The 16,406-nt window shown below is 58.9% G+C and carries 15 protein-coding genes; 8 read left to right on the forward strand and 7 right to left on the reverse strand.

Translation table 11 applies throughout. From position 1 onward, the window contains the following. The first annotated feature begins 8 nt into the window (after positions 1–8). From ILT42_RS22530 to ILT42_RS22550, 5 genes are all read left to right on the forward strand, one after another. Positions 9–980 carry an ABC transporter permease gene (locus tag ILT42_RS22530; RefSeq protein ID WP_204218261.1) on the forward strand — a complete coding sequence of 324 codons (972 nt, stop codon included), beginning with the start codon at positions 9–11 and terminating at the stop codon, positions 978–980. Continuing rightward, complete coding sequence (locus ILT42_RS22535; RefSeq protein ID WP_204218262.1) at positions 977–1,891, forward strand: ABC transporter permease; 915 nt, start codon at positions 977–979, stop codon at positions 1,889–1,891. Before ILT42_RS22530 ends, ILT42_RS22535 begins: the two co-directional genes overlap by 4 nt. Continuing rightward, positions 1,888–3,618 carry a dipeptide ABC transporter ATP-binding protein gene (locus tag ILT42_RS22540; protein ID WP_204218263.1) on the forward strand — a complete coding sequence of 577 codons (1,731 nt, stop codon included), beginning with the start codon at positions 1,888–1,890 and terminating at the stop codon, positions 3,616–3,618. Before ILT42_RS22535 ends, ILT42_RS22540 begins: the two co-directional genes overlap by 4 nt. Positions 3,619–3,636: 18 nt before the next feature. Beyond that, positions 3,637–5,091 carry an amidohydrolase family protein gene (locus tag ILT42_RS22545; protein WP_204218264.1) on the forward strand — a complete coding sequence of 485 codons (1,455 nt, stop codon included), beginning with the start codon at positions 3,637–3,639 and terminating at the stop codon, positions 5,089–5,091. 90 nt (positions 5,092–5,181) lie between these two features. Then, positions 5,182–6,423 carry an MFS transporter gene (locus ILT42_RS22550; protein ID WP_204218265.1) on the forward strand — a complete coding sequence of 414 codons (1,242 nt, stop codon included), beginning with the start codon at positions 5,182–5,184 and terminating at the stop codon, positions 6,421–6,423. Here ILT42_RS22550 and hydA read toward each other — a convergent pair. The 6 genes from hydA to ILT42_RS22580 form a co-directional block, all read right to left on the reverse strand. Continuing rightward, positions 6,410–7,855: a dihydropyrimidinase gene (gene hydA / locus ILT42_RS22555; RefSeq protein WP_204218266.1), complete on the reverse strand. Its 1,446-nt coding sequence runs from the start codon at positions 7,853–7,855 to the stop codon at positions 6,410–6,412. The genes ILT42_RS22550 and hydA overlap by 14 nt on opposite strands. A gap of 10 nt (positions 7,856–7,865) precedes the next feature. After that, positions 7,866–9,080, reverse strand: coding sequence for a cysteine desulfurase-like protein (locus tag ILT42_RS22560; RefSeq protein WP_204218267.1), 1,215 nt, complete (start codon positions 9,078–9,080; stop codon positions 7,866–7,868). An 8-nt stretch (positions 9,081–9,088) separates the two neighbouring features. Next, on the reverse strand, positions 9,089–9,607 hold the full coding sequence (locus ILT42_RS22565) for an ureidoglycolate lyase (RefSeq protein WP_204218268.1): 519 nt from the start codon (positions 9,605–9,607) through the stop codon (positions 9,089–9,091). A gap of 11 nt (positions 9,608–9,618) precedes the next feature. Beyond that, the gene (locus ILT42_RS22570; RefSeq protein ID WP_204218269.1) at positions 9,619–10,353 is read right to left on the reverse strand and encodes an amino acid ABC transporter ATP-binding protein; all 735 of its coding nucleotides are present in this window, start codon (positions 10,351–10,353) and stop codon (positions 9,619–9,621) included. Beyond that, positions 10,350–11,021: an amino acid ABC transporter permease gene (locus ILT42_RS22575; protein WP_229428881.1), complete on the reverse strand. Its 672-nt coding sequence runs from the start codon at positions 11,019–11,021 to the stop codon at positions 10,350–10,352. The genes ILT42_RS22570 and ILT42_RS22575 overlap by 4 nt, the downstream gene beginning before the upstream one ends. A gap of 75 nt (positions 11,022–11,096) precedes the next feature. Beyond that, on the reverse strand, positions 11,097–11,900 hold the full coding sequence (locus tag ILT42_RS22580) for a transporter substrate-binding domain-containing protein (RefSeq protein WP_204218271.1): 804 nt from the start codon (positions 11,898–11,900) through the stop codon (positions 11,097–11,099). 257 nt (positions 11,901–12,157) lie between these two features. Between ILT42_RS22580 and ILT42_RS22585 the strand changes: the two genes are divergently transcribed. Next, positions 12,158–12,865 (forward strand): FadR/GntR family transcriptional regulator, encoded by a 708-nt coding sequence (locus ILT42_RS22585; protein ID WP_204218272.1) that lies wholly within the window; start codon positions 12,158–12,160, stop codon positions 12,863–12,865. An 83-nt stretch (positions 12,866–12,948) separates the two neighbouring features. Here the strand turns inward: ILT42_RS22585 and ILT42_RS22590 are convergent, their stop codons facing one another. Then, positions 12,949–13,896, reverse strand: a complete 948-nt coding sequence (locus tag ILT42_RS22590; protein WP_229428877.1) for a LysR family transcriptional regulator — start codon at positions 13,894–13,896, stop codon at positions 12,949–12,951. 143 nt (positions 13,897–14,039) lie between these two features. Here ILT42_RS22590 and ILT42_RS22595 point away from each other — a divergent pair, with 143 nt between their 5' ends. Both ILT42_RS22595 and ILT42_RS22600 read left to right on the forward strand, forming a co-directional pair. Beyond that, the gene (locus ILT42_RS22595; protein ID WP_229428883.1) at positions 14,040–15,122 is read left to right on the forward strand and encodes a 4-oxalomesaconate tautomerase; all 1,083 of its coding nucleotides are present in this window, start codon (positions 14,040–14,042) and stop codon (positions 15,120–15,122) included. Between the two features lie 104 nt (positions 15,123–15,226). Beyond that, positions 15,227–16,108, forward strand: coding sequence for a Bug family tripartite tricarboxylate transporter substrate binding protein (locus tag ILT42_RS22600; RefSeq protein ID WP_204218274.1), 882 nt, complete (start codon positions 15,227–15,229; stop codon positions 16,106–16,108). Positions 16,109–16,406 lie beyond the last annotated feature (298 nt).

Here is a 16,406-nt window from a genome sequence, read left to right on the forward strand (position 1 = left end):
AATCGCTCATGTTGAAAGTCCCTCTCTCCCGGTTGGGTCAAGCTGCCCTCGTCATGCTCGTGGTTTCGGCGGTGTCATTCGTGATGTTCCGGTACGTCGGCGATCCCGTAGCGACCATGTCGCGTGAGAATGCGTCGATAGAGGAAAAGGCGGAGCTTAGACGCTCTCTCGGGCTCGATCAGCCATTACTTGTCCAGTATGGTCGCTTCCTGACGCGTACCCTCAGCGGTGACCTAGGGATCAGCTATCGCAACCAACGTCCCGTCACGCAGCTTATCGCCGAAAGGTTGCCCGCAACGCTGGAACTTGTGATCGTTGCAACGATATTGTCGCTCGCTATCGGCATACCGCTGGGCGTTCTGTGTGCGCTCAAGCCAGGAGGTATCGCAGCACGGCTTGTGCAGGCTGTCTCACTCATCGGCATTTCGACACCGACTTTCGTGACCGGCATCGTTCTCATCCTTGTCTTCGCCGTGTCCCTCGGCTGGTTACCGTCGTTCGGACGCGGTCAGGTGGTCGATCTCGGCTGGTGGTCGACAGGGTTTCTCACGATCAGCGGCTTGAAGTCGCTGATCCTGCCAGGAGTTACACTCGCTCTCTACCAGCTGACGCTAATCATGCGTCTGGTGCGAGCCGAAATGATCGACGTTTTGTCCAGTGATTATATCCGCTTCGCCAAAGCCCGAGGATTGCCGACGCACTACATTCACTTCCGGCTAGCTCTTAGAAACGCCCTGATGCCGGTCATAACCGTTACCGGGCTGCAGATCGGCTCGCTGATAGCGTTCGCCATCGTGACAGAAACCGTCTTCCAGTGGCCAGGCATGGGACTTCTTTTCATTCAGGCTGTGAGCTTCGTCGATATCCCGGTCATGGCGGCTTACCTGTTGTTCGTCGGACTACTTTTCGTCCTCATCAACACGGTCGTCGACATCCTATACGCCGTGGTCGATCCACGCCTTCGCGCGAGGTCTGCATGAAAACGCTCGCCCCACCTCCTAGTCTGCTCATTCGGCTTGGGGCCCCGATCTCGGTGATCCTTGCCGCTATCCTGGCTTTTGTTTTGGTAGCTTGCGCTCTGCTGGCACCATTCATTGCACCATACGATCCGACCGATCTGGCTTCTTTTGAACTTATGAACGCCGAACTGCCGCCTGCATTCACGGCAGATGGTGATCCGCGTTTTGTCCTTGGCACGGACAACCAAGGTCGAGACCTTCTTTCAGCGATGCTCTACGGCGCACGTGTCTCGATCGCCATCGGTGGCGGCGCCGTTCTCCTGGCAGCCTCCTTGGGCGTCACACTGGGTCTTCTTGCCGGATTTTACGGCGGCAAGGTCGATTCCGTGATCATGAGAGTAGCCGATGTCATTCTGAGCTTTCCAACGATCCTGCTCGCGCTTCTGGTTAGCGGTATCGCGAGGGCACTCCTCTCCGGAGCATCAACGGCAGAATGGGCGCCGATCATTCTGATCTGTGCGATCGCTATTCATGAATGGGTACAGTATGCACGCACTGTACGGGCCGCCACAATGGTCGAAGCGGCGAAGGACTATGTGAGGGCAGCTAAAGTCATCGGACTCCCGTCTCGGCGAATCATGCTGCGGCACATTTTACCGAATGTCATGAGTCCGGTTCTCGTCATATCCACCATCAATCTCGCAGCTGCCGTGCTTACGGAGGCAACCTTATCCTTCCTCGGGGTTGGCATGCCTCCAACCTACCCCTCGCTCGGCACTCTGATTCGGATCGGAAACGAATTCGTGTTCTCAGGGATTTGGTGGATCGCTCTCTTCCCGGCACTTGCTCTGGTCATATTGGTGCTTGCAGTTAACATCGTGGGCGACTGGCTGCGCGACCGCTTCAATCCCAAGCTGAGGGTGAAACGATGATCGCTCCATCCGCGTCCGTTCTCGCTATTGATCGCCTCCGGGTCGAGTATCCGCTTGCGAATGGTACCACTTTTACAGCCGTGGAGAACGCCAGCCTCACCATTCAGCCCGGTGAAATCCATGCCTTGGTGGGAGAGTCGGGAGCCGGCAAGACGACGATCGGAAACACGGTCATGGGCTTGCTTGAGACGCCTGGACGTATCGCAGCCGGAAGTATTCACATTGACGGCAAGGAATTTGACCCTGTGAAGGGTTCAGCCGCTGGCATTGTGCTCGGCCGCGATGTCGGAGCCATTTTCCAGGATCCTATGACGAGCCTGAACCCACTTTTTACAATCGGGAGCCAATTGATGGAAGCAATGCGCTTCCACCTCAAACTTGATAGGATTGCGGCAGCGGCACGTGCTCTGGAACTCCTCGAATCCGTGGGAATTCCTGAACCGAGAAGGCGACTCAAGGCGTATCCGCATCAGCTATCGGGCGGTCAGCGCCAGCGGGTCGTGATCGCGGCTGCCTTGTCATGCAACCCCAAGCTCCTGGTCGCCGACGAGCCGACGACGGCGCTCGACGTGTCGGTTCAAGCACAGATCCTCAAACTCCTGCGCGATTTAGGCGACAAGCGCGGCATTGGGATCCTGCTCGTCACTCACAACATGGGTGTCGTCGCGCAAATAGCCGACCGTGTCACCATCATGCATCGCGGCCAAGTCGTCGAGTCAGGGGCGACGGAAGAGGTCTTGCGCCGCCCCAAAGCTCCTTATGCCAGGGCGCTGATCGGAGCCGTGCCGCGGATCGATCAACGGCTCGATCGGTTTCCGGTCCTTGGAGCAGAGGGCAAGGGTCGTGCGGAGGAAGCGCGCGCTGAGCTTCGCACGATAGCGGAGCGCTCTGACCCTTCGGCTGACGTGGAACCTATCCTGTCAGTCGAGAATCTCTGTGTCGATTACACGACAACAGGTTGGCTTCCAGGCTCGAGAGGTCATCGGTTCCGAGCGGTCAAAGAGGTATCGTTCACCATACGCAGCGGCGAAGTATTCGGCCTCGTAGGCGAATCCGGTTGTGGCAAGACCACGATTGCCAATGTCGTGTCTGGTCTCATAAAGCCTACCTCAGGCCGTGTGCTCTATCGCGGGCAGACTATCGCAGGCGAAGGCGCGACACGACGGATCGGGCCATTGCGTCAAGCAATCCAAATGATTTTTCAGGATCCTTACTCATCGCTCAACAGCCGCATGCGCATTGGCCTGATCCTGTCAGAACCGATCCTGTACTATCGCCTCGCCAATTCTCGAGCTGAGGCGGAAAGCGACGTAGCCCGTCTCATCGAAGCCGTTGGCCTCGAGTCGGAGGCCGGCCAACGTTTTCCACACGCTTTCTCGGGCGGCCAAAGGCAGCGCCTCTCCATTGCAAGGGCGCTCGGCGCGCGTCCGAAGCTGATCGTTTGCGACGAACCAACTTCGTCCCTTGATGTTTCGGTACAAGCACAGATCCTGAACCTGCTAAAAGATCTGCGCGACGCCACGGGGCTGACTCTTCTGCTCATCAGTCATGACCTCGCCGTGGTGCGCCAGATGTGTGACCGCGTGGCGGTCATGCGGCAAGGGCAGCTTCTCGAGGAGGCTGATGCCGCAACGCTATTCGACGACCCGAAGCATCCTTACACGAAAGAGCTGTTGTCGCTCGTTCCGACCCTCGATCGCATCCGTGGCGAAACTCAAGCTGCCTGACCGACTGGAGTACACTGCATGGCTGATATCATCATCACCAATGGCGTCGTTGTGACGATGGATCCGCAACGTCGGGTCATCGAGAACGGCGCTGTCGCCATCGAGAAAGACCGCATCCTCGCGGTTGGAACAACCGAGGAGATTCTTGCTGCTCATCAGGCACCTACGATCATCGATGCCAGCCATAAAATTGTCATGCCGGGTCTGATCGATGGACACGCGCACGCGGGTCATGGCCTCATCAAAACCATGGGAGGCGGCGACAGCATCGCGTGGTATGAAGCTTGCCACATGGCTTATACAGTCGCATCAACGCCGGAGTTCTGGCGTGCTGAGGCCCGACTTGCCGCACTTGAGCGTCTGCGCTTCGGCGTAACCACTGGGGTCTCGCTTCTTGGTGGCGGCGACACCATTCTTCGCACCGATGAACCCGTTTACGGTGACGCTCACTGTGAAGGCGTGCGCGAGGTCGGAACACGGTCCGTTGTCGCGATAGGCCCCACACGCCCGCCACACCCGCGAACATACGCGCGCTTCACGGACGGCGTGGCTACGGAGTATCCCGTGACCTTCGAGCAACAGCTCGAGACCTGCGAAACCATCATCGACACTTGGCACGGTGCATATGGGGGCCGCCTGAACATCGCCCTCATCACACCGACGCTTCGTGCGGAGCACGTTGAGGAGTTGGGCCAGTCAAACCTCGAAGAAGCAAGACGCCAAACCCGCTTGATTGCGGATCTTGCCCGAGAAAAGGGACTCGTTTTCACTCAGGATGGGCATACCAAGGGAAGTGTCACGTATGCTAAGGAACTTGGCATTCTTGGAGAGAACGCACTTCTGTCTCATTCCACGAACCTGTCACCGGAAGAGATTCGGATCGTAGCCGACACCGGGACGAATATCGTCCACAACCCAAGCGCGATCGCATCGATCCTTGGACGCTGTCCCGTCCCAGAACTATTGGAAGCAGGCGCGAATGTATGTCTGGGCTCCGATGCGACGGCTCCAGATCGTTCGGGTGACATGTTCCGCCACATGCAACAGTGCATGCACTATCATAGAACATACTTCAAGGATCCGACTTGGTTGCCGCCGGGACGAGTGCTCGAAATGTGTACGATCGATGCTGCGAAGGCGCTCGGAGTGGAGAGCGAGATCGGATCTCTCGAAGATGGCAAGAAGGCAGATGTCGTTCTGTTGGATCTCCGCCGCCCGCATCTATACCCATACAATATGCCTCTGTTTAGATTGATCTATTTCGCCAACGGGAATGATGTCGATACCGTCATTGTAGATGGACACATCGTCATGCAGAACCGCAAAGCATTGCTTGTCGATGAAGACGAGATCCTCGATGACGCTCAGCGCGAGACTGAGGCGATGCTCGACCGAACCGGGTTCCGTCATATGCTGAACACCCCCAAGATGTTCTGGCGTCACGTGAGAGCCACCGACCAGATCGAAGGTTGATAGGCGGAAGGCGCCCGGTCCCTGCCGATACTGTTTTTGGCCGCTGTTACGACTGAGGCGGTGGCTTCCACACGGCCGGAAGGGCAGACCATGCTGACTGCACCCAAACCAAGTTTGATGGACAAACAGACGTCAAGAAACGGCATCCACACGCCACAGATCTTCGATGGATTCATCGTGGCTGGTGTTGTTGTCGCTGCGGCCAATCTTCGTCCCGCACTCACCTCCATTGCGACGATGGTGTCCGAAATCCAAGCGAGCTTGGACCTAGGCGGAATGGAGATCGGTATCTTGACCACTGTGCCGGTGTTATGCTTTGGCGCGTTCGGACCACTCGCGCCCTATTTATCGGCTAGAGTAGGCCTTGAGCGGGCTGTCGCGGCGATTCTCATGCTCCTTGCGGCCGGGCTTGCTCTCCGGGCGTTGCCATTAGGTCTTGCACTTTTCCTCAGCACATTGATTGCAGGAGCCGCCATCGGCATGCTCGGCGTGCTGCTCCCAGTGGTCATTCGTGGGCGTTTTTGGAGCCGAACCGGTCTGATGACAGGGCTTTATACGATGGTCCTGAGCATCGGCGGCGCCAGTGCTGCAGGATTGACGCCCATTCTCCAAGAATCGTGGCACTCTTGGAATTGGGCACTGGCGGGTTGGAGCCTTCCTGCGATGGTCGGCGGCTTCATGTGGACGGTTCTCGTCAGAACCGAGCCACGCTCCGTCCGCATCATGCACCTGCCGCGTTTCTCCCTTCTGATACATGATCCTGTTGCTTGGGCGGTCACGGCCTTCATGGGACTGCAGGCCGGGTTAGCTTTTATCGTCCTCGGATGGCTGCCGAAGCTGATGCAAGATCGGGGGCTCAATGTACTTGACGCAGGTGTCGTCACATCTGTCTCGATCCTTTCGCAAGCCGTCACTGCTTTGCTGGTGCCGTGGCTCGCCACGCGAAAGTCGTCACCGCACCTGCTGGTCTGGATCGTTCTCCTAGCAACCTGCACAGGATTCCTTGGGCTGCTTTACGCGCCGCTTGCGTCCCGGTTCCTATGGTCTTTCGTCCTGGGTGTTGGACAAGGCGGCCTGTTCGGTCTTGCGCTTCTTTTTATATCCTTGCGCTCTCCAAACGCAGAGGTTGCGGCGATGCTGTCGAGCATGTCCCAGAGTTTCGGTTATCTCGGAGCATCGCTTTGTCCATTCGCAATCGGCGTTGCACGTAGCAACAGCGGCGCTCTATCGGGACCTGCGATCATGGTGGTTCTCATCACGATCGCTTGTGCGTGGGCTGGCCAACGGGCGGCTGGGCCAGCCTATGTGCTTCCAAACTCTACGAGGGACTGAAGGAGCTCTCTTCTTCAGTGTGAGCCGGAGCAGCATAAACCGACACGTCCCGGGCCAAGATACGCCCTCCCCCCTTGGTGCCGACAACGCGCCCGTCTTCGGCTACGACCTGCCCGCGCAGTAGCGTCTTTACAGGCCAACCGGTCACCTCAAAGCCTTCCCATGGAGTATAGTCGGCTCCATGATGAAGAATCTCCTGGCGGATGACCTCGCGGCGGTTCGGATCCCAAAGGACGATGTCCGCGTCGAAGCCAATCCCGATGGAACCTTTGCGAGGATAAAGCCCGTAGATCTTGGCGTGATTCGTGGATGTCAGTTCCACGAACCGATTGAGCGAGATCCGACCCTTCGAGACCCCCTCTGAAAAAAGGATCGGCAAGCGGGTCTCGACGCCAGGTATTCCATTCGGCACCCATCGGAACGAGGTCTTGCCGTCCGGGTGGAGCTTGCCTGTTGGGCTGTCGAAGCGGAATGGGCAGTGGTCGGACGAGAACGTCTGAAATACGCCTGTTCGCAGTCCTTCCCAGATGGCCGATTGGCTCTCGGCATCCCGAGGTGGTGGCGAGCAGACATACTTCGCGCCGCTCATGTCCATGCCAGGACCTTGCAGATCCTCAGCGGTGAGCGTGATGTACTGCGGGCAGGTCTCGGCATAGACCTTCAGGCCACGGGACTGCGCCCAGCGAATCTGTTCCATGGCCTCTCGACCGGACACATGGACGATCATAATCGGTACATCGACTAGTTCCGCGTGACTAATCGCCCGGTGTGTGGCCTCACGCTCGACGATCTCCGGGCGTGAGACCGCATGATAGTACGGCGCGGTCCGTCCCTCGCGCTCAAGACGCTCGGTCATGTATCGGATCGCATCATATCCCTCGGCATGAACCATAACGAGCGCACGCTCACGGCGCGCGACCTCGAATACATCAAGGAGTTCTCGGTCTTTGAGCACAAGATCGTCATAGGTCATGAAAACCTTGAACGACGTATAGCCGTCCTTGAGCAATGCGGGGAGTTCCTGCCCTAGGACCTCGGGTGTCGGGTCGGATATGATCAGATGGAAGGCTGTATCGACATAACACTCGTTCTCGGCTTTCTGCCGGTACTCCTCGACGCAAGCGCGAAGAGATGTACCCCGCTGCTGAAGCGCAAACGGCAGAACTGTCGTATTCCCACCCGCAGCAGCGGAAGCCGTCGCGGACGCGAAGTCATCGGCCATCACGACGCCGGGGCCAGAAGGCTGGGCGATGTGAACATGACTGTCGATGCCTCCGGGAAGAACGAGCAATCCAGTCGCGTCGATCTCCCGCAGTGCGCGAAGGTCTTCACCCAGTGACACGATTCGGCCGCCCTTGACGCCAACGTCGCATCGGATCGTGTCGGATGCGGTGACAACGGTACCGCCTCGGATCGCAAGATCGAGTTCCATCTCCAACTCCTCAGGCAAGTGCTCTGTCAAGGCTCTCGATCAACCGGTCGACTTCCTCAGAGGTGTTATAGTGCACCATCGATACACGCACGACGCCACTCCCTTCGGCGAGCCCCAGGCGTTCGATCAGACGTCGAGAATGGAAGTCCCCGAAACGGATGCCAATCCGATCCTTCTCGGTCGATCGCACGATTTCAGCCGAGTCGCGTCCGTCAACCTTGAAGGAGATGGTTGGCACGCGGCGATGCGTTTCACTGTCACGACGTCCGACGATCGTTACGTCATTTCGATCTCTCAGATAAGCAAGCAGCCTCTCACTTAAGAGCGTCTCATGCGCCGCTATCCTATCGAAGGCTAGGTCAATGGCGGTACGGTCTCCGGTCTCACCACCGAGGGCGTCCATATAGTCCACAATGCCAGCCGATCCCCAAGCGAGCTCGTAGTTGGCGTTGCCGGGTTCGAGCTTCATTGGGACTTTCTCGCGACCGTAGAAGTAGTGATACAATCCATCGAGCTCGAGGAGTTTCTCATACTTGCCGTACATGACGGCGAAGTGTGGTCCATATGTCTTGTAGAAGCTGAAAATATAGTAGTCGACGTCCAGATCCGTGACGTTCACTGCTCGGTGGGGCGCATAGGCAACGGCATCGACGACGATTTCGGCGCCATGCTCGTGAACGCGGCGCGCGATTTCCTTGATCGGGTTGATCGTACCCAGAATGTTTGAAGCATGGGTCACCGCAACGAGCCGCGTCCTTTCTGTCATGAGGCAGTCCAATTCGTCCAAGTCAATCTCATAGGACTCTCGGTCGATGGACCACTCCTTGATGACGATGCCCCGCTTCTCCAAAGCACGCCACGGGCCGATGTTGGATTCATGATCAAAATCCGTGACGATGATCTCGTCGCCAGGTTGGAGGCTGTTTTCCATAGCGCGGGCGAGAGATTGGGCTAGAACGGTTGTCGAAGGCCCCAGGACGATCTCCTCCGCTCGCTGTGCACCTAACAGCTTTGCGATCTTGCCTCGGGCTTCCATCAGTCGGCTCGTCGCCCGCTGGGAATGCTCGTAACTGGCGCCAGTCTGCACGCTCGTTGTGAGAAGGTATTCCGAAATGCGGGCGGCAACGTTGCGCAGAACCAGTGAACCTCCAGCATTGTCGAAATAGGCAAACCCATCCTCAAGGGCGGGAAATTGGGACCGAACATAGGAGATATCGAGGGACATGGTTGCACCTATTCTACACTGATTTGGGGTGTGCCAACGACGAGCGGCTCGGAAAGACGATGGAGAATGCAATCCTCGGAGGACCCGCTCTCCCACATGAGCATGAGAAAGTCGCCTTCGGGACCTATCGCGGCGATCGGCGCGTGCCATAGGTTACGTGCGTAGTTTACGCCCTCACCCCGGTGTCCGACGAAGGCTTCAGCTCTGGAAACGTCTGGCCCTCCCGTTCGGTCCTGTGGCGCAACGACAATCATGAATGACTCGACTGATAGGGCCACGAAGGCCTGTGACGACAGCGGATGCCGCTCGAAGATCACCAGATTCATAGGAAGAAGTGCACCTTGGGCCCGATACACCGCCAGCACAGGCTCTTCACCGAGGACTGCATGGTCGAAACGACTGTCGGTGTCGGAGCGCAACGCTCTTCCATCGTTGACCAGGCGGCTTCGGCTCGGATCGAAGAACAACACGTCGCCGAAGGGGCTAAAAGCTGATCGCGTCAAGCGTTTGGGGACCAGTGTCTGCACGGATCGATAGCCTAGTGAGACAAAACGGCTTGAAGGAAGCTTCTCAGACGGGGATCGCGTGGTGTTCCAAACATCTCGTCCGGATGTCCTTCTTCGACCAGCCGCCCTCCATCCATGAACACCACCCTGTTGGCCACCTTGCGGGCAAATCCCATCTCGTGCGTGACGACGACCATGGTTACCCCAGTCTTAGCGAGTTGCTGCATCACCTCGAGGACCTCCCCAACCATCTCCGGATCGAGCGCCGAAGTCGGCTCATCGAATAGCAGGACCTTGGGTTCCATGGCGAGCGCCCGGGCGATCCCTACCCGCTGCTGCTGTCCGCCGGAGAGTTGCGAGGGATACTTCGCCGCCTGGTCTGCAAGCCCGACACGGGTCAGGAGACGATGGGCACGCTCCTCCGCCTCTCGCCAGGACAGGTTACGCACGCGCACAGGACCCAACGCAACGTTGCGGAGCACCGTCATATGAGGGAAGAGATTGAAACTTTGGAACACCATGCCCACTTCGGTGAGCACGCCGCGGTTGCATCTCGGACCGACTTCGTGTCCGTCGACGATGATCAATCCGCCGTTGTGCTCCTCAAGTTGATTGATGCAACGGATCAACGTGGACTTCCCTGAACCGGACGGTCCGATGATGACGACGATTTCACCTTCCTTCACGTTGAGATCGATGTCGCGCAGTGCCTGGAAGTGGCCAAACGACTTGACCACGCCTTTCATCTCGATAATTGGGCGCGTCATCGTCCCCTCACTGCAAGCCGCTTTTCGAAAACTCCGACGAGACGCACAAGCGGGAGAAGGATCAGGATGTAAATGACCGCAGCGCCGATCAGAGGGGTCGGATTTGCAGCAAGCGCCTGCGCTTGCGTCGCCTGCTTGAGCAAGTCAGGCATCGCGACCACGGACGCGAGCGCAGTGTCCTTCATAACGTTGATGGAATTGGATGTGATCGGCGGGATGACGATTCGAATGGCTTGCGGCAGAACCACGTCGCTCATGAGCCGCCAGGGACTCAGGCCTATGGCGTGAGCAGCCTCGAACTGCCCCTTCGGAACCGCCTCGATCCCTGCTCGGAAGATCTCCGCGGAGTAGGCGGCAGAGACGAGACTCAATGCAGAAGCAGCCGCCCCGAAAGGAGAAAGCCGCAGCCCGACAAAGGGGAGCGCGTAGTAGATGACGACGAGCAGGACCAGGATCGGTATGGATCGGAAGACGTCTATATATGCGATCGCGATCTGCCTCAAAGGTGCCCTGGCATAAAGACGAGTCAGCGCGAGGAGGAGTCCTCCCAGGAAGCCTAGGATGATCGCCGTCACGCCTAAGGTTAATGTCGTGCTCAGGCCCGACAAGAGCAGGGGAAGAGTTTGAACGAAGACCTTCCAGTTCAGGAAGGTGTCGAAGATGGACATGACGAACCGCGCCTCAGCAATGGTGATCACGCCGAGCGCCAGTCTTGATGCCTGGCGCTCGGCGTGTAGGGCTCGTCAAAGCTTCGGCATGTCCATGATCTTGACGGTCGTCGAATTCGGCTCGGCCTTTGCGCCAAACCACTTCTCATGGATCTTCGCCAGTAACCCATCCTGTTTCATCTTCGAGATCTCCGCGTTGACCTTTTCCGCGAGAGGACTGTTTTTCGCAAACATCATGGAATACTGTTCGCCAGTCAGGATACGCTCCACGACTTGGTATGCTGGCTTGTCCTTGATGTAGTACTGGACGGCTGGAATGTCGCTGATGTAACCGTCGATGCGACCCGCTGCTAGGTCTAGCATGGCGGGCGCTAGGCCTTCATAGCGGCGGATGTCGGAGAATTTGTATTTCTGCTGGTTCTGCGTCGACCACATGTCACCGGTGGAACCTGTATCCACGGCGGCGACCTTGTTCGCCATGCCATCCAGGTTCTTGATACCTGAATTCGACCGCACGGCCAGGGATTGGTCGCTGTCGTAATAGGGTTGAGCGAACGAAACCGACTCAAGACGCTTCTTGGTGATGGTGATTGAAGAGACGGCGGCATCGACTTGGCCTGACTGCACGGCAGCGAACAGACCGTTGAACGGTATGTTAACGAACGTCACGTTCATGTTCAGGCGCTTGCCGATTTCCTTAGCGAGATCGACCTCGAAGCCGACGATGTCGCCTTTCTCGTCTTGAAACTCCCAAGGAACGTTACCGACATTGGCGCCAACTTTCATATCGGCTGCGAACGCCGGGGTGCCTATCGACGTTGCCAGCATGGCGGCAAGAATCGCTCCGGCTGCATGGCGCCGGGTAAGCTTCGCTCTCATTCGGTCCTCCATCTTGCACGCCGGATCCGAGACCGACGTTTGCTTCACTGGTTCCATCCGGTAGCCGGTCGTTCCACAAATTCCGGAAGCCGATCATATTGGACAAACTGGTCTTACCAATCTGACCAGTTGATCGTGCAGCTGTCTTGACGCATGGTCAAGGCCCATCTTGACTGGAGATGATCAAAATAGAGGCCTTGAGGTTTGATCTGAGGCAAAGGGAGCAGTCGATATGAGAGTCGAATTCGGGAGCGGCGATGTCGAGTGATCCAGTGGACCTGTCTGAATTGGAGCTCTCCGACCGCACTCCAGTCCCTCGCGTCATCGTTGATCATATCCAGCGCCTGATCCTGAGAGGTGGCTTGAAGGCGGGTCAACGTCTTCCGTCGCAGCGGGAGCTCGCAGAACAGCTCGGCGTCAGCCGGCCGTCGGTTCGAGAGGCGCTCACGGTACTCGAGACGATGGGTCTTCTGACAGTTCGGGCAGGGAGTGGCGTTTTCGTCGCGAAAACGACGAATCGGAGACCGTTGTGGCGCTACTCGGACCGATGCACGCCCGCCGATGTTTACGAGGCACGCCTGGGATTGGAGGGCTATGCCACAAGGCTCGCCGCGGCCCGGGTCGACGAGCCCTCAGAGGAACTCCTCAGACGATGCACAACGTCCATGCGGGAATCACTGCGGACAGGCGACCTGATCGGTCTCGCCGTCAACGATACCGAGTTCCACGATCTGATCTTCGAGATTTCCGGAAATCCTGTGCTTGCGGCAATGTACCGGCCCGTGCGTGAAATGCTCATCGAGAGCCAAAGGCTTCCCATGGCTCAGCTCGACCGCCTGAGCGAGACCGTGCGCGAGCATGAGGCCATTCTGGAGAGTGTAGCCAAGCAAGATCCTGATAGGGCAGAAGCGGCCATGCAAAGCCATATTCGTTCCGCCGCGGGCCGATATGGCATCCGGCTCTGAGGCGCACATTCTCAGGATCGAAATAGGCGGACGTCGCGGATCCTGGGCGACCGAGGCTCGGTAAAGCTCTGCAAGGGGACTTGTCACGGACGCTGAGACTGGCCGCCCGATAAGGAGCCAGCTTCCCGGTCCGCCACACTCTTCCATGTGCCCAGCAGCATCTCAAGGAACCGTTCGGCTGCGGGAGCGAGGCTGCCGCCGCGCCGCCGCACCACGCCGATCGTCCGTGCCACTTCCGGGCTCTTGATGGGCCTCGTCACGATGATGGGATGGTCGGCCTGCGGCGTGGCGAGTTTCGGCAAGACGGAGATACCCAGGCCTGCCTCCACGAGCCCGAGGGAAGTCGACAGGTGCGTTACCTCGTACGACCAACTCAGCCTCACCCCTGCCCGCACTAAGGCGGCGTCCAGAAGGATGCGGTTGCCACTGGTCCGGCTCACGGCAACAAGCGGCTGGCCCTCAAGGTCGGACCACAGCAGGGTGTCGCGCTCCGCCAGCGGATGGTCTCGGCGACAGGCGAGCACGAAAGGATCCTCGATCAGCGGTTCGAAAGTCAGATCGGGGTCGGACGTGCCGAGCAGGTTGATGCCAAATTCGACCTCGCCTCGCGCTATACTCTCGAGCCCTTCATTCGCAGATAGGTCGAGGATCCTGAAGCGGATCTTCGGATACTGCTCGTTGAAGCGCCCGATGACGGATGGCAGAAAGTAAAAGGCCGCCGTGGGCACGCAGGCCAGCGTGATCAGCCCTCCCCTCTGCCGGCCGACCTCTCGCATCGCGAACAGCGAAGAATCGAACTCATCCAGCATCCGTCGCACGAGGGGCAAAAATTCTCGTCCGACGTTCGTCAGCGCCACCCGCCGGGTGGTGCGCTCAAGCAGCGTCGCTCCCACGGCCAATTCCAGTTTCTGGATGCGGCGACTTAGGGCCGGCTGGGACAGGTTTAGGGCCTCTGCCGCCCGGTGGAACCCCTCAAGGTCCACGACCGCAACAAAGGCGCGCAAATCGAGGGCTTCAAAATTAATGCTCATATTGCATTAATATCATCGATCTTTGCATTTCAAAGTAGTTTTAAGATTTGAGATGTTCCTCGGGCAATAACCGATGGATCATTGCCGTGCACGCCCCCATTGCCACCACCGTCTCAAGTGCCCTGCGGGTCCCCTGCGTCCTCATGCGAGGCGGCACGTCTCGCGGTCCATTCTTCCTGGAGGCCGATCTCCCGGCCGTTCCGGCGGAGCGAGAGCGCTTTCTGATTGCTGCGATGGGGTCTCCCCATGCGCTTCAGGTCGATGGCATCGGCGGCGGCAATCCCATGACCAGCAAGGTGGCGATCGTCAGCCCCTCGTCTCGGCCCGGAGCGGACGTCGATTATCTTTTCGCGCAAGTCTCGACCGACCAAGCGTACGTGGACTTCAGCCCGAACTGCGGAAACATGCTGTCCGCCGTAGCGCCTTTCGCCATCGAAGCCGGATTGATTACGGCCCATATCGGCGAGACTACGGTGCGGATCTTCAACCGCAACACCTCCACGACAGTCGAAGCCGTCGTGCAGACGCCAGCCGGCATGGTGGAATATGATGGCGCAACGTCGATCGACGGCGTTCCCGGCACGGCGGCTCCGGTCAAGCTGACCTTCCTTGATGCACTTGGGTCGAAAACAGGGGCGTTCCTGCCGACGGGACTGGCCCGCGAATTCATCGAGAACACGCCAGTCACGCTTGTCGATTATGCAATGCCGATGGTCTTGCTGCGGGCTTCCGACCTCGGCCTCGTGGGTGATGAGGAACCCGACGCGCTGGAAGCCAATCTGGCCCTCTTGGAGCGCTTGGAGGCCATCCGCGGGGAGGCTGGCCAGCGCATGGGCCTCGGCGATGTCTCAGGGAGCGTCGTGCCGAAGGTTGGCATCCTGTCGACCGCCCGGCACGGGGGGACGCTCACCTCACGCTACTTCATGAACGCGAAGCGCTGTCACAAGGGCCACGCCGTGACGGGCGCCCTCTGCATCGCGGCGGCCTCACGCCTCCCCGGCAGCGTCGCGCACGACCTCGCCACCCCGGCCCTCACGTCATTGGTGAGCCTCGAGCACCCGAGCGGCCGGATCGAGATCGACCTGAGCTTCGACGCGTCAGGACATGTCTCGCGGGCAAGCCTTGTCCGTACGGCCCGCAGAATCTTCGAGGGTAACGTCATCGTCCCGGCAAGCGCTGTTGCGGCGCCCCTGGAACAGATAGAAATAGGAGGAGACCTCACATGACCATCACACGCCGCCTGCTCTGCTGCGCACTTCTGGCAGCCTCGACCACTCTCGCCGCTCCAGCCGGTGGTGCGTTCGCTCAGGACGCCTTCCCGACGCGCCCGATGAAACTCCTGGTCCCATACGCCGCCGGTGGCGGGACGGACGCGATCGCCCGCCTCGTGGCGCAGGGCGTGGGCGAAAAGCTAGGACAGAGCCTCGTCGTCGAGAATAACGGCTCCGCCGGCGGCAATGTCGCCACCCAGCAGGCCTCCAAAGCCGACCCTGACGGATATACGGTGTTGATGGCCAACCAGGGCCCAATGGTTGTCAACCCGCACCTCTTCAAGAACGTTAAGATCGATCCTTTGACTGTGTTCGATCCGATCACGCTCATCACGGCCGCGCCGTTGGTGGTGGTTGTGCCCAAGAGCTCTCCGCACAAGTCCGTCAAGGACCTTGTCGACTTCGCGCAGAAGAACCCAGGTAAGCTGTCCTATGGTTCGGCCGGCAATGGGTCTGCAAGCCATCTTGCGACGGTCCTTCTCGCCCAGGTCGCCAACTTCCAGGCAACCCACGTCCCCTACCGCGGCGCAGGACCCGCCCTCAACGATCTCCTCGGGGGCCGTATGGATTTTATGGTGACCACCGTGCCTTCTGTCCTCGGCCTGATCGAGAGCGGCGATGTGCAGGTTTTGGCGGTCACCGGCAAGCAGAGGGCGAAGAAGTTCCCGCAGGTCCCGTCGGTGGCCGAGAGCGGCTGGCCGACCTACGAAGCTACAGCGTGGTATGGCTTTGCGGTTCCCAAAGGGACGCCGAAGGATATCGCCGACAAGATTCGCAAGGCGACGATCGAGACCATTACGACGGGGGTCGTGAAAGAACGCCTCGAGAATGAAGGTGCGGAACCGATTGGCAACAGCCCGGACGAATTCGCAGCAATGATGAAGGCCGAATCCGCCCGCTGGGCCGATATCATCAAGAAGGCGTCGATCTCCGTCGACTAATGGCTAGGACATGGCCTGGACGCTTCCGCGCGAGCGTCCAGGCCGCGGTCGCGCTTGCGACAGCGGTTCCTTCGGGAACGCGACGCTCAAGACCTGCGGATAGCAGGCACAAGATTTTGGGATGAACGCCGTGCACCCGCCGGTGCATTGGGTAGGTGAAATCATGTCGGACATATTGCCAGGACAAGATGGGCAAGGACGGGCTGGCTACGCCCGCTCCTCTCAAAGTATTGCGGGTGGTTTTTTGTTGTTGGGCTTGTCGGGTCTTGCGCTGTATCTGACGCGGGACCTGTCGCAG

The organism is Microvirga pudoricolor, from assembly GCF_016892705.1.
Taxonomy (GTDB): Bacteria; Pseudomonadota; Alphaproteobacteria; order Rhizobiales; family Beijerinckiaceae; genus Microvirga; species Microvirga pudoricolor.